This window comes from Achromobacter insolitus (assembly GCF_002209555.1).
GTDB classification, from domain to species: Bacteria; Pseudomonadota; Gammaproteobacteria; order Burkholderiales; family Burkholderiaceae_B; genus Achromobacter; species Achromobacter insolitus.
The window spans coordinates 578,410-592,657 of record NZ_NJIF01000002.1 but is presented as its reverse complement, the minus strand read 5'-3'; the positions used below and the strand labels follow the sequence as shown (position 1 = coordinate 592,657).

Genomic DNA, 14,248 nt, shown 5'->3' with positions numbered 1-14,248 from the left:
GGCAAGGCGCGGCGCGGGATCAGATCCGCGCCGCGAAGAAATCGAGGAAGCAGGCAATGCGCCGCGAAAGCTGCGTATTGCGGTGATACACCGCGTGCATGGGCTGCAGGTAGTCCGAGTGCGCGGATTCCATCAGCTTCACCAGCCGGCCCGCCTTGACGTCCTCTCGCACCACGAAATCGGAGAGGCAAGCGATGCCCACGCCGCGCACCGCCAGCTGCCGCTGCGTCTCGCCGCTGGAGGTGGCCAACGTGGGGACCGCCAGGTAGCTGGATCCTCCTGCGTGACGCAAGGGCCAGACATTCAGGCTTTCGGGCTGGGTGAATCCCAAGAGCTCATGCGCCGCCAAGTCCTCGACAGTCTCCGGCGCGCCGCGCCGGGCCACATAATCCGGGCTGGCCATCACCCAACGCGGCGAAGGGCGCAACGGGCGCGCATGCAAGGTAGAGTCCGTGAGCGGCCCCATGCGTAGCGCGACATCGGTGCGGTGTTCCATGAGATCCACGATGCGGTCGTTGCTGGTGAGTTCCAGCGTAATGGCCGGATACTCGCGCCGGAACTCCGCCACCAGCGGCACCACGCAATGCAACATGACGGGCACAGAAGCATCGATCCGCAAGCGCCCCGCCGGACGTTGGTGCACCATGCGCATGCAGTCTTCAGCCTCATCCAGCGACGCAACGATATGCCTGGCCTTGGGGAGGAAGTGCTTGCCCTCCTCGGTCAGTTCCATGCGCCGGGTGGTGCGGTTCAACAGGATCACGCCAAGGTCTTCCTCCAGGCGCGACAGCCCGCGGCTGACGCCGGATGCCGTGTGCCCCAGCAGCTCCGCGGCGGCGCTGATAGACCCGGCATCCACCACGCCCAGGAAGAGGCGCAGCGCGTCAGAGTTCAGGGACATAGGGGGGCTCCTTGGTGTGTCGGTCGATTGTATAGAGGTAGTGCTTGGATAGAGGGGATTTGTTCAGTCGCGATTGTGGTTCTTTAGACGCCCGATGTAGCGGTGGCCTGCGGGACGCGGGACAACGATTGCGGTCCGGAGCCTACGCTCCGGACTCCCCCTTCGTCATCTTCGTTGCCGCCTGCGGCGGCTGCCTTCAGATTCCCTCGGGCTTATCGACGCCCCGCGTCCCGCAGGCCACCGCTACACCGGGCTCCGTTGCATCCATCTTCACGGGTGCTGGGACGAAAGGCTTGCGCGGGGTACTCGCCACCGGCGGGGTTTGGCGAAAGATCTTGCGGGGCCCGCTCCCGGCCGGCCGCGCGGGCGGCCTCTGGGAGCATACGCAGTGTCTTGCGTCATACGAGGGCGTCGATGGCTTGATTCGCTGCGGCTGCCAGCAGGGGCGCAGTATGAATAATAGGAAGCGGACTCACACCAGCACGCAGCGTCATCCTTGGACGCAAGACATCGCGTAAGCCCCAAAAGGCCGCCCGCGCGGCCGACCTGGGGCGGGCCCCGCAAGACACGCCACCACACCCAGGTGCGTGCAAAAACGCCAAGCAAACGACTCGCCCCAACGGCCGGGAAGATACTCCGGCCGAGCCTGTCGCTTCGGGGGCGTGCGGGGCGCGGGGCGTCGATAAGCCCGAGGGAATCCGTAGGGAGCCGAAGGCGGACGAGGATGACGCAGGGGGAGTCCGGAGCGTAGGCTCCGGACCGCAATCGTTGCCCCGCGCCCCGCACGCCCCCGAAGCGGCGGGCGCGTTAAGAACCCTCCCCGCAACAGAGCCAAAAGCAAATAGCCAACACCTCAAGCCACCCTAGCCCCCCCGATAGAAACCACCGTCGCACTAAACCCCTTCAGCAACTCCTCCCTCCGCAACGCCACTTTCGCCATCGCCGCCTCCTTCACATGCCCATACCCCCGTATGTCCTCGGGCAAGCTAGCCAATGCCACCGCGCGCTCCAGGTTGCCGCGATTCAATTTCGACAGGATCGCCGTCACCGTCTCGCGATATTCGCGGATCAGTTCGCGTTCCGCGCGGCGCTCGGCCGTGTAGCCGAAAGGGTCCAATCTTGAGCCGCGCAGCCTGCGCATCCGCGCCAGCAGCCCAAAGACTCGCAGCATTCCGGGACCGTAGCTGCGCTTGATCAGATGGCCGTCGTTGTCGCGGCGCGCAAACAGCGGCGGCGCCAGGTGGAAGCGCAGCTTCCAATCGCCTTCGAACTGCGCCTGCACGCGCTTGAGGAACTCGCCGTCCGTGTACAGCCGCGCCACCTCGTACTCGTCCTTGTAGGCCATCAGTTTGAAGTAGTAGCGTGCGACCGCCAGCGCCAGCCGGTTGGTGCCTGTGGCCTCGCGCTCGGCCCGTGCCACCTTGTCCACCAGTTCGGTGTATTGCCGGGCGTAGGCCTCGTTCTGATAGTCGGTCAGGAAAGCCTTGCGCACCATCACCAACCGTTCCAGCTCGCCGGCCGGTTTCTTCAGTTCCAGCACGGGGCTGGGTGCGCGTGGACGCTTGAGCTCGATGATGCCCTCCGGCTGAGAGGGCGCGCCGCCATTGGCGATCAGGCGCTTCACGTCTGTGAGGTCGTGCGCGGCGCGGCGGCCCCAGGCGAAGGCCGCGAGGTTGTTTGGCACCTGTTGGCCGTTCAGCTCGATGGCGCGCAACAGCGCATCCTGCGACAGCGGAATCCAGCCCTTCTGATAGGCATAGCCCATCATCAGCGGATTGGAATAGATCGCGTCGCCCAACAGGCCCACGGCCAGCGCGGCCGCGTCGACAGTGGCCAGGTGCTCCTTGCCGCAGGCAGCCGCCAGGTCCGTGGTCAGGTTGGCGCCCGGCAGCGTCCAGTCAGGGTTGCTGACGAAAGCGGCGGTGGGCGCCGTGTCGCTGTTGAGCAGCACACGCGTGCGCTCAGGATTCACCCGTGCCATGGATTCCGCGCTGGTGGCTACGACCAGGTCGCCAGCCAGCAGCAGATCGGCCTCGCCCATGGCGACGCGGGTGTTCAGCAGATGGTCGGGCGTTTGCGCAAGCACCACGTGCGAATACACCGCGCCGCCCTTCTGCGCCAGCCCCGCCATATCCAGCACTGAACAACCCTTGCCTTCCAGGTGCGCGGCCATGCCCAAGAGCTGTCCTATGGTCACCACGCCCGTTCCGCCCACGCCCGCAATGAAGACGCCGTATGGCTGATGCAGTTCTCGCGCGGCCGGATGCGGCACGTCGTCGTCGATGGCGCCGTCTTGAGCCAGCGCGCCCGGCTTCTTGAGCTTGCCGCCTTCCACCGTGACAAAGCTGGGGCAAAAGCCCTTCAGACAGGAAAAATCCTTGTTGCAGCTGGATTGGTTGATCGTGCGCTTGCGGCCGAACTCTGTATCCAAGGGTTCCACCGACAGGCAATGGGATTTCTGCGAGCAGTCTCCGCAGCCTTCGCACACGCGCTCATTGATGAGCACGCGGCGAGCCGGGTCGGGGTACGCGTTGCGCTTGCGGCGGCGGCGCTTCTCGGTGGCGCAGGTCTGGTCATAGATCAGCACCGACACCGCGGGATGCTCGCGCAGTTCGCGCATCACCGCGTCCAGCTCGTCGCGGTGCCTGACCGGAACGCCGGGCGCCATGCCTTCGATGCGCTGATACTTCTCTGTGTCGTCGGTGACGACGATGATCTTGTCGATGCCTTCGGCCGCCATCTGGCGGCTGATCATCGGCACGCTCAAGGGGCCGTCTACCGGCTGCCCGCCCGTCATCGCCACCGCATCGTTGAACAGGATCTTGTACGTGATGGGTACCTTGGCCGCCACCGCCGCGCGTATCGCCAAGAGGCCCGAATGAAAATACGTGCCGTCCCCCAAGTTGGCGAAGACGTGCTTTTCCTCGGTGAACGGCGCCTGCCCAACCCACGGCACGCCCTCGCCGCCCATCTGCGTGTAGACGTCGGTGCTTCGGTCCATCCACCGGACCATGTAATGACAGCCTATGCCCGCCATCCCGCGCGAGCCTTCCGGCAGGCGGGTCGAGGTATTGTGCGGACACCCCGAACAGAACCAGGGTTTGCGTTCTTCGACGACACGCGGGCGCGCCAGCGCCTGTTCACGGCCGCTGATGAAGGCCAGACGAGCCTCGATACCGGCGCGCACATTTTCAGGCAATTCGAAGCGCAGCAAACGCGCGGCAATCGCGCGCGCCACCATCGCGGGCGAGAACTCGTAATGCGCCGGCAGCAGCCAATTGCCTTGCGGCACCGACCATTCCCCGCCGTCCTTGTCGTCGAATTTGCCCACCACGCGCGGAATCTTCTTGCCGCTGCCGATCCAGCTGAACAACTCCTCCTTCAGCTGGTATTCCAGCACCTGGCGCTTTTCCTCGACCACCAGGATCTCGTCCAGGCCTTCCGCAAAACGCTGCATGCCGGTGGACTCCAGCGGCCAGACCATGCCTACTTTGAACAGACGCAGGCCGATGCGCTGGCACACCGCTTCGGACAGGCCCAGGTCCGACAGCGCCTGGCGCGTGTCCAGGTAAGCCTTGCCCGACGTCATGATGCCGAAGCGCGCATCGCGCTGCGGCACCTGCCAGAGCTCGCGGTTGAGCTTATTGGCGCGGGCATAGGCCAGCGCGGCATAGAGCTTGTAGTCCAGCAGGCGGGCTTCCTGCTGTAGCGGCGTATCGGGCAACCGGATGTTCAGGCCGTCGGCCGGCAACAGGAAGTCCTGCGGCAGCACGATCTCCACGCGGTGAGGATCCACGTCCACGGAAGCCGATACCTCGACGATGTCGGTAATGCACTTCATACCCACCCATACGCCCGCATAGCGGCTCATCGCCCAGCCATGCAAGCCATAGTCCAACACTTCCTGGACGCTGGAAGGAAACAAGGCGGGGATCATGCAGGCCTTGAGGATGTGGTCGCTCTGGTGAGGCAGCGTCGAGGACTTGGCGGGGTGGTCGTCCCCCGCCACCACCAGCACACCGCCGTGGCGCGACGTGCCCGCCGCGTTGGCGTGCTTGAAGACGTCTCCGCAGCGGTCCACGCCGGGTCCCTTGCCGTACCACATCCCGAAAACGCCGTCATACTTGGCACCGGGAAACAGATTGACCTGCTGCGATCCCCACACTGCGGTGGCGGCCAGGTCTTCGTTGATGCCGGGCTGGAATTCGATGTGGTGGGCCTTCAGGTATTTGGCCGCCTTCCACATGTTCTGGTCGACGCCACCCAGCGGAGAACCTCGGTAGCCGGACACAAAGCCCGCGGTGTTCAGGCCGGCGCGCGCATCGCGCACGCGCTGCATCATGGGCAGGCGGACCAGGGCGTGGATGCCGCTCATCCAGGCGCGCCCGGACTCCAGGGTGTACTTGTCGTCCAGTTGCACGGATTCAAGCGCGGCACGCAAGGCAGGCGTAACAGGAGCGTTCATGTCTACTCCAAGGGATCCAGGAACCCCGGCCGGCTTCGCGCGACACCCTCTTGAAGCGCACGCGGGCGAGCAAGGGACGTGAATTGCGGGCGCTGGCGCGCTTCTGTTTCCATCGGTTGTAACCGGTCGCCCCACCCCGGGCAATAGGGCGATGCGATAATTGCCGCCATGAACTTCGCCCCTCGTATCGTCGACTGGCAGCGCCAACACGGCCGCCACGACCTCCCCTGGCAAAACACCCGGGATCCTTACCGCATCTGGCTCTCGGAGATCATGCTGCAGCAGACGCAGGTGGCGACGGTCATCCCTTATTACGAGCGCTTCCTGCAGCGGTTCCCGGACGTAGCCGCGCTGGCGGCAGCCGCCCAGGAAGACGTCATGCCCTATTGGGCCGGGCTGGGCTATTACGCCCGGGCGCGCAACCTGCACCGTTGCGCGCAGGAAATCGCGCGCGACTGGGGCGGCCGTTTTCCGCCCACGGCCGAAGCGATCGCCACGCTGCCCGGCATCGGCCGCTCCACCGCCGCGGCCATCGCCGCGTTTGCCTATGGCGAGCGCTCTCCCATCCTGGACGGCAACGTCAAACGCGTGTTCACGCGGCACTTCGGCATCGCCGGCGATCCGGCCAAGCGTGAGGTCGAACAGAAGCTGTGGGCGCTGGCCGACGCGCAGGTCGAGGCCGCGCCCGGGCTGGACATGGCAGCCTATACGCAAGGGTTGATGGACCTGGGCGCCACGCTATGCACCCGCGGCAAGCCCGCTTGCGAATCCTGCCCCGTGGCGACCAGTTGCGTGGCCAAGCGCGAAGGCCGCCAGGCCGAACTGCCCACGCCCAAGGCGCGCAAGGCGATCCCGGAACGCGAGACCTGTATGCTGGTGCTTCGGCACGAGGGCGCGTTCCTGCTGCAGCAACGGCCCGAGCCCGGCATCTGGGGCGGGCTCTGGAGCCTGCCGGAGTTCGACGTGTCGCAAGACCCGGAAAGCGCTTCGCGCGCACTGGGCCTGGAACCTGAACAGCGCTTCGAACTGGCCGCTTTCGCCCATACCTTCACGCACTACCGCCTGCACATCCGCCCCTGGCTCGTGGCCGTGCGAGCCGCCGGCCTGCGCGAATCGGCAAGGCCGGAACGCTGGGTGCCGGCGCAAGAACTGGGCTCAGTGGCGCTGCCGGCGCCCGTGAAGAAGCTGTTGCAGGGGCTGGTCGAAGCGGGCGTGCAGGACAGCTTGTTCAGGGACTGAGCGGCGGCGCGTCGTTCAGTTGGTCATGCGCGGCAGATTGGCTGCCTTGATGGCTCTGCCCATTTGCTCGTAGGTCGTATCGACCATCTTGGCGTAGTCCTGCCCCGACAGCCACACCGGGTCCACGCCCAATTGCTTGTAGGTCTGCTGCAGACGATCCGAAGCCACCGCCGCTTTTGCCGACTGTTCCAGGCGCGTGCGCACCGGTTCCGGTGTGCCTTTGGGCACCGCCAGCCCCAGCCAGGAATCGATTTCCACGTCGTAGCCAGCTTCTTTCAGCGTGGGCACGTCCGGAAACTCGGGCCAGCGAATGGGACTCGCGGATGCCAGCAGGCGCAACCGGCCGGATTGGATGTAGCTCGTCACGTCCGAAGGATTCTGCACAATGGCATCGACCTGTTTGCCCAGCAGGGCCGATACGGTCTCGCTGCCGGACTTGTACGACACCTGCTCGAACTTTGCACCGGTAACGCGTCCAAGGTCGAACATGGCGAGGTTGTTGGGCGCGGAAGGCGCGCCAAAGAAAATGCCAGGACCTTGCTTGGCAGCCGCGACCAAGTCGGCAACGCTCTTGTAGGGAGAATCCGCTCGCACCACCACGCCATAGCGGTAGCGGCCGTAGGCCACAACGAATTCGAAGTCGCGGGCGGCATAGGGGATGGTCATCAGATGCGGCATGATGGCAATGGACGACAGCGTCACCACGCCCACGTTGTAGCCGTCCGCGGGCTGCTTGGCCACATAGGCCGGGCCGATGGTGCCCAAGGCGCCAGGGCGGTTGAAGACCACCACCGCGCGTCCCAGATCCGCTTCCATCGCGCGCGCCAGCTCACGGCTCGCAACGTCGGTATTGCCGCCTGCCCCGTAATTGACTGTCAGCGTGACCTCCTTGTCGGGCCATGCCCAGGCTGGCGCGGCTGCGGCGCACAGCGCAGTGGCGGCGGCGAACGCCGCCAGCATCGATACTCCTTTCATGCTTGTCTCCTGTTGGTTTTTGTATAGGGGCTGTCTGCTCAAGGCATGTAGAAGCCGCCGTTGATATCGAGGATTGCGCCATTGATGAATCCGGCCTCTTCCCCGGCCAGGAAAACCATGGCCGACGCGACTTCCTCGGGAGTGCCCAAACGGCGCACGGGAATCTGCGCCGCGTAGTTTTCGTTCACCGACGGCGCGGCCTGCTGCGCCATCTCCGTCAGGATCCGGCCCGGCGTAATCGCGTTGGCGGTAATACCGTGCGGGCCCATCTCCGCCGCGATCGCGCGGGTCAGGCCCAGCACGCCCGCCTTGGAGGCCATGTAGCTGCCGCCGGCTACCAGGGATTTAGCCCGGCCAGCCAGCGAAGACACGTTGACGATGCGCCCCCAACCCTGGTCTCGCATGGCGGGCAACACCATTTGGCATAGCCGGAGTATGGACGTCAGATTGACCTGCAACACGGATTCCCATTCCTGCGGTGTGATGTCCAGAATGCCCGAGGAGTTGCCGTCCGCCTGTTTGGGCGAAATGCCCGCGTTGTTCATCAATACCGACACCGGCCCCCAGGTTTCGCGCGCACTTTCCACCAGTGCCTGCATGGCGGGGTAATCGGTCACATCGGCGCATTCCGTGCGCAGCCGATCGGATGGACCTCCCAGCTTTTGCGCGTCGACACCCTCACGGCTGACCGCCACGACGCGGTAGCCCTTGTCCAATAGAAGACGCGCAACCTCCAGGCCGATGCCGCGTCCCGCGCCGGTTACCAGCGCGACTTTGCTAGGGTCTTTTTTCATGCCTGTTCCGCCGTGAAAAAGGTAATCGGGGGGAACGCGTTTTCATCGCACATGACTTCGATCAGGGTAGTCAGCTCGGCACGGCGGGCCTCGCGCAGCGCGCCGGCAAGATCAGCCGGCGCCTCGATGCGCACGCCCAGGCAGCCGGCCGCCCGCGCTACCGCAGCATGATCCACAGGGTGGAAATGCACGGCGGACGTATGGGTGCCGAACTTGACGTTTTCGGCATGCTTCTGGAAGCCGAGAATGCCGTTGTTGATCACGACCAGCGTGACCTTGATGCCCATGCGTCTTGCGGTTTCCAGCTCCGACCAGACATGGCCGAAGCCGCCGTCGCCCACGACGCAGACCACGTGCGCGTCCGGCCTGGCCACTTTGGCGCCCATGGCCATGGGGAAGCCCCAACCCAGACCGGCCAAGCCCCGCGGCGTCAGAAAACGCATGCCCGGCGCCAGGGACGTCAGGTAGTTGGCGATCCAGATGGACGAATAGCTCGCATCCGCCACCACGATCGTGTCCTGGTCCACGTCCTGGCGGATCTCCTCCAGCAGGCGTTCGGGGCGAATCGGTTGTTGGTCGGACAGGCGCACGGCGCGCGATGCTTCCCAGGAGGAAGCGCGGCCGGCCTGGATGGCGGCCTCGAGCCCCGCCCGGCGCGATTGGGCGGCCGACAGGTCGCGGCTGGCAAGCGCGCGCTGCAAGGCCAGCAGCGTTTCCCTCGCGTCTCCCGCCAGGCGCAGCGCTTCGTAATTGCGGCCGATTTCAGCGCCGTCGACATCGATATGGATGTAGCGGGCGTTCTTCGGATAGAGCTTCCAGGAGTCGGTCGCGTTCTGGTTGGTGCGCGAGCCCACCAGCAACACCACGTCGGCATCGGTGATCAACGGGCGCAGGTCGCGACTGGCGCTGTTGGGGCCCATGAAGTAGCCGACCACGCCCAGCGAAAGCGGATGCCGCTCGTCGACGCTGCCCTTGCCCATCACAGTGGTGCCCACCGGCAGATGCGCTGATTCCTGCAAGGCAGCCAGGGCCTGGCTGGCGCCGGACACATGCACACCGCCCCCGGCGATGATCACGGGCCGTTGAGCCCCGGCAAGCAGGTCGGCTGCGGCCTGGACCGCATCATCGGCCGCCACATTGCGGTCCAAGGGGAAATACCCCAGGTTCGCCTGCCGCTGCGTCGCGGCCGCGGCCTCGGTCAGCAGATCCGCGGGCAGCATCAGCGCGACCGGCCCCGGCCGGCCAGAGCAGGCAATCGCGAATGCCTGGTCCACGTAGTCCTCGACCCGCGAGGCCTCGGTGACACGGCGTACCCACTTGGTGCAGGACGAGAACAAGCCTAGATGGTCAAACTCCTGGAAAGCGTTCTTGTCGGTCTGATCGCGATTGACATCCTGCACCAGCGCAATCACCGGTATCGATACCTTGAGGGCCTCGGCCAGAGGCGGCACCAGCAGGGTCGCAGCAGGGCCGTTCTGGGCCGTGACGATAGCGGGCTTGCCGGTAATGCGGGCATAGCCGTCCGCCATGTAGCCGCCGGCGTTTTCGCTGCGGTACGCCACTTGGGTCAGGCCGAGCTCTTCGCAAGCCAGGTGCAGCATGCTGGGCAGGCTTTGGCCGAATACATGGGTGACGCCGTGACGGATGAGCGCTTTCGCGATCAGGTGAGCCACCGTGCCATGGTTGGTGAGGCCGGGCGCGGCCAAGGGGTGCAACGTCGACATCTCGTCTCCTGTTTATATTTTATAAAATATAGACGGCGTCTCGAATGGCGGTCAATCATTTTATTTTTTACAAAATATAAATTCGACGACCGGGGCGACGGTAAAATCAGCCATGCGCGGCCAGCCCCGCGCCGACCCACGCGGCCCGGCCGACCAGGAACACAGAATGACCATGAATTTGGCGCCGATGCAGCGGGAAAACATGACCGCCCGCATCTATCGTGAAATCAAGCAGAAGATCATGATGGGTGAGCTACGGCCCGGCGACACCATTACGCTGCGCTCGATTACCGATACGCTGGGCGTGAGCCAGACGCCCGTGCGCGAGGCCTTGCTGCAACTGGTGTCCGAACGCGCGCTCACGCTCAGCCCGGGCAAATCGGTCAAAGTGCCTGAACTCACCGTGGCCCAGCTGCAGGAATTGCGCAGCATCCGCCTGGAACTGGAGTGCTTCGCCGCCCGTCGCGCCGTGCCTCACGCAACCCCGGCGCTGATCGCCGAACTGCGCGGCATCCATGCCAGCCTGATGGATAGCCGCAAGCAACAGCTGATGGCCCCGGTACTGGCCCGGAACTTCGATTTCCACTTCGCGCTGTACTCGGCCGCGCAGATGCCGCATCTGCTGTTCATGATCGAGAATCTATGGGTGCAGACGGCTTCATACCTGTCGTACCTCTATACCCCGCCCTTCCCCGTCCTGCCCGACGGACATCCGCACGAAGGCATCATCGCGGCCTTGGAAGCTGGCGATACCGAGGCCGTCGTGCGTGAAATCCGCCGCGATATCGAAGGCCATGGCGAATTCCTGATCCGCTATCTCACGGAACACGGGCTCGTGAATTAACGCGCCGGCAAATGCCTAGCCGGCATCCGCGGGTTCCCCGCCCGCTCCCAGCAACATCACCAGTTTCAGATCCGGGTGCGTCGCGAGCCGGAACGTGATCTGCTGGTAGGCGAGCTTGCCACGGCGCGGATGCTGGAATTCGCGCAGGCCGCCTTCGCGCTCCACCACGGCATGTCGCGTCCACCAGTGCGCAAACACCGGGCTCTGCCGGTTCAGGTTGTCCAGCAGCGCCAGCACCGCCGACTCATCCAGGTGCGCGCCGGCATCGGCGCGAAACTCCGCCACCACGCGGCGGGCGCGCTGGTCCCAGTCCACCACCAACTCGCGCGCGGCGGGATCCAGGAAGATGTAGCTCAGCAGATTGGGCTCAGCGTCGCGCGCCGGCCAATTGTCGAACAGATCGCGCAGGGGCTCGTTGTAGGCAAGCACGTTCCAGGCGCGGTCCAGCACATACGCCGGGGCATTGATCGCGTTCACGCATTCCTGCAAGGGACCCGGCGCGCCGGCATCGTCGCGCGCGTGCTGCGGATCCGCGCAGTCGGCCAGGTCGAACAGATAGGCACGTTCGGCACGGGCCAGCTGCAACACGCCCGCGATGCGCGACCAGACCGAAGGCGATACCGACACCTCCCGTCCCTGTTCGATCCACGTGTACCAAGTGACGCTGATGCCGCAAAGCTGGGCGACTTCTTCGCGTCGCAGCCCAGGGGTGCGGCGGCGCATGCCTTCGGGCAAGCCCGCCATCTGGGGTGTGATGCGTGAACGGGCACTGCGCACGAATTCACCGAGCGCCTGGCGGCGCAGGGGAGAACCTTCGTGGCCGGCGGCGGCCGTCTGGGGGGAAGTAGTCATACCAGGATGAGCAATGGGCTTGTACGTGTATGGGCGGCCGCCTATCTTAGCGCCTGGGCCGCCACTTCCAAACGCTTACCCAATCCGTGCCGGGCCCGGCCATCCAAGGACTCCCATGACCTCCACCACCCATGACGCCGCCGTCGACCGCCAATTCAGCCCCCGCGCAACCGCCTACCTGACCAGCGCCGTACACGCCCAGGGCGAAGACCTGCTGCAGATGGCCGACATTGCCGCGCAGCATCCCGAAGCCCGGCTGCTGGACTTGGGCTGTGGCGGCGGCCACGTGAGCTTTCACGTGGCGCCACGCGTCAAGCAAGTGACCGCATATGACTTGTCCCAGCAGATGCTGGACGTGGTTGCAGGCGAAGCCGCCAAGCGCGGGCTGGCCAATCTCGCCACGCGCCAGGGCAAGGCCGAGTACCTGCCGTTTGGCGACGGCGAGTTCGACCTGGTGATGTCGCGCTACTCCACCCATCACTGGCAGGACGCCGGGCGCGGCCTGCGCGAAGCCTTTCGCGTGCTGAAGCCAGGCGGCATCGCCGTGTTCGCCGACGTGGTGTCTCCGGGCGAACCGCTGTTGGACACCTGGCTGCAGACCATCGAAGTGCTGCGCGACACCTCGCACGTGCGCGACTACTCGGTCGCCGAATGGACCCGCATGCTGACCGAGGCCGGCTTCACTTTGCAGGGCCTGGTGCCGCGCCGCCTGCCGCTGGAGTTCCAGTCCTGGGTCACGCGCATGCGTACCCCGGACACGCTGGTCGCGGCGCTGCGCCATATGTTCGGCATCGCGCCGGACGTGGTGCGCACCCACTTCGATGTGCAGGAAGACGCTTCCTTCACCAGCGACACGGCGACCATCGTGGTGAGAAAACCGGGCTGATACGCCGCCGGCGCCGGGACCGCTCGACAGCGTCCCTTCCGACCTGTATAGGTACGGGTTCGTCAGAATCCCGCACAGGTAAGGAAGCGCCATGTCCGATACGTCCAAACAGCCACTATCCGCCGCGTCGCTGGCGGACCTGACCGTCGCCGAGGCCGCGGCCCAGATCCGGCAGGGCCGCCTTACCAGCCTTGCGCTGACCCAGGCCTGCCTGGATCGCATCGCCGCCCGGGAAGATCTCAACGCCTTCATCACCGTGGACCGCGAGGGTGCGCTGGCCCAGGCCCGCGCCAGCGATGCGGCCAGGGGCCAGGCGAGCCAGGCCGCGCTGCCGTTGGCCGGCGTGCCCATCGCCATCAAGGACAATATCCATGTCGCCGGCCTGCCCAATACGGCAGGCACGCCCGCCTTGAAAAACTTCCGGCCAGCCCAGGACGCGCCGGTCGTCCGCCGCCTGCGCGAGGCAGGCGCCGTCATCGTGGGCAAGACCAACATGCATGAACTGGCGTTCGGCGTGTCGGGCTACAACACCGCTTTCCCCGGCACGCGCGGCGAGGGCACGCGCAACGCATACGACGCCAGCCTGATCGCCGGCGGCTCATCCTCGGGCAGCGGCGCTGCCGTGGGCGCGCGCCTGACGCCGGCCGCGCTCGGCACGGACACGGGCGCATCGGTGCGCCTGCCGGCGGCGGTCAACGGCGCGGTGGGATTTCGCCCCTCCGTCGGGCGCTATGACGGCGCCGGCATTACGCCCATCTCGCATACCCGCGACACACCTGGGCCCATCGCCAACAGCATGGACGACATCGTGCTGCTGGATGCCGTGCTGACGGGTGACCACCAGCCCCTGACCGCGCTGCCGCTTACAAGCATGCGCCTGGGCCTGTGCGGCTATTTCTGGAAAGACCTGGACCCACAGGTACAGGACGTGATGGACGCCGCGCTCGCCAAGCTGCGCGCGGCCGGCGTGCAACTGGTGGAGCTGGATATGCCCGGCCTGGAGGCCAGCAACGCCGCGGTGGGCATGCCTGTCTGCCTGTACGAGCAGAAAGCCGATCTGACGGACTATCTCAGCCGCTATGGAACCGGAGTCACTTTTGAGCAAGTCGTCGCGCAGATATCCAGCGCGGACGTCAAAGGAATCTTTGAAGGGCTGATCGTGCCGGGCGTGCTTCCCCTGCCCACGGGCGAAGTGCTGCCGTTGCAACCCCTGTATGAACGCGCCATGACGACGCACCGCGACGAACTTATCAACGTGTACCGCCGGGCATTCCAGGACCATGCCCTTGACGGCCTGCTGTTTCCGACCGTGCCGATCCCGCCCATGGCCGCGACGCCGGACGCCAGCAGCTTCGAGAGCTTCGGCCGCCTGGCGCGCAACGTCGATCCCGGCAGCAACGCCGGCCTGCCCGGGCTGAGCGTGCCCGCGGGCTTGTCGGCGCAAGGGCTGCCGGTGGGACTGGAGGTCGACGGATTGCCGGGCGAGGACCGCAAGGTGCTGGCGGTCGGTCTGGCGCTGGAAGGCGTGCTGGGCCGGCTGCAAGGGCCCGGGCGCTCGGGCGGTTGAA

At 65.8% G+C, this 14,248-nt stretch carries 10 protein-coding genes; 4 read left to right on the top strand and 6 right to left on the bottom strand.

Translation table 11 applies throughout. The annotated features are described in order from the left end of the window. Positions 1-19: 19 nt before the first annotated feature. A complete protein-coding gene (locus tag CEY08_RS08290) occupies positions 20-901 on the bottom strand; it encodes a LysR family transcriptional regulator (protein ID WP_042795459.1) in 882 nt (293 codons plus the stop codon). Between the two features lie 853 nt (positions 902-1,754). Next, complete coding sequence (locus CEY08_RS08285) at positions 1,755-5,366, bottom strand: indolepyruvate ferredoxin oxidoreductase family protein (RefSeq protein WP_076817241.1); 3,612 nt, start codon at positions 5,364-5,366, stop codon at positions 1,755-1,757. A 168-nt stretch (positions 5,367-5,534) separates the two neighbouring features. Between CEY08_RS08285 and mutY the strand changes: the two genes are divergently transcribed. Next, entirely contained in the window at positions 5,535-6,605 is a 1,071-nt protein-coding gene (mutY, locus tag CEY08_RS08280; protein ID WP_063960420.1) for an A/G-specific adenine glycosylase, read from the top strand. Positions 6,606-6,620: 15 nt separating this feature from the next. On the opposite strand, the gene CEY08_RS08275 is transcribed toward mutY, so the two are convergent. The 3 genes from CEY08_RS08275 to CEY08_RS08265 are packed head-to-tail and all read right to left on the bottom strand — an operon-like array spanning position 6,621 to position 10,098. After that, on the bottom strand, positions 6,621-7,580 hold the full coding sequence (locus CEY08_RS08275; RefSeq protein WP_076817239.1) for a tripartite tricarboxylate transporter substrate binding protein: 960 nt from the start codon (positions 7,578-7,580) through the stop codon (positions 6,621-6,623). A gap of 38 nt (positions 7,581-7,618) precedes the next feature. Next, a complete protein-coding gene (locus CEY08_RS08270) occupies positions 7,619-8,374 on the bottom strand; it encodes a 3-oxoacyl-ACP reductase (RefSeq protein ID WP_063639371.1) in 756 nt (251 codons plus the stop codon). Then, positions 8,371-10,098: an acetolactate synthase catalytic subunit gene (locus tag CEY08_RS08265; protein ID WP_076817237.1), complete on the bottom strand. Its 1,728-nt coding sequence runs from the start codon at positions 10,096-10,098 to the stop codon at positions 8,371-8,373. Before CEY08_RS08265 ends, CEY08_RS08270 begins: the two co-directional genes overlap by 4 nt. A gap of 166 nt (positions 10,099-10,264) precedes the next feature. On the opposite strand from CEY08_RS08265, the gene CEY08_RS08260 reads away from it, so the two are divergent. Then, complete coding sequence (locus CEY08_RS08260) at positions 10,265-10,942, top strand: GntR family transcriptional regulator (protein WP_042795463.1); 678 nt, start codon at positions 10,265-10,267, stop codon at positions 10,940-10,942. A 15-nt stretch (positions 10,943-10,957) separates the two neighbouring features. On the opposite strand, the gene CEY08_RS08255 is transcribed toward CEY08_RS08260, so the two are convergent. Next, positions 10,958-11,794 (bottom strand): helix-turn-helix transcriptional regulator, encoded by an 837-nt coding sequence (locus CEY08_RS08255; RefSeq protein ID WP_076817235.1) that lies wholly within the window; start codon positions 11,792-11,794, stop codon positions 10,958-10,960. Between the two features lie 115 nt (positions 11,795-11,909). Between CEY08_RS08255 and CEY08_RS08250 the strand changes: the two genes are divergently transcribed. Next, positions 11,910-12,680, top strand: a complete 771-nt coding sequence (locus tag CEY08_RS08250) for a class I SAM-dependent methyltransferase (RefSeq protein WP_076817233.1) — start codon at positions 11,910-11,912, stop codon at positions 12,678-12,680. Between the two features lie 91 nt (positions 12,681-12,771). Then, positions 12,772-14,247, top strand: a complete 1,476-nt coding sequence (iaaH, locus tag CEY08_RS08245) for an indoleacetamide hydrolase (RefSeq protein WP_063639368.1) — start codon at positions 12,772-12,774, stop codon at positions 14,245-14,247. The last annotated feature ends 1 nt before the right edge of the window (position 14,248 follow it).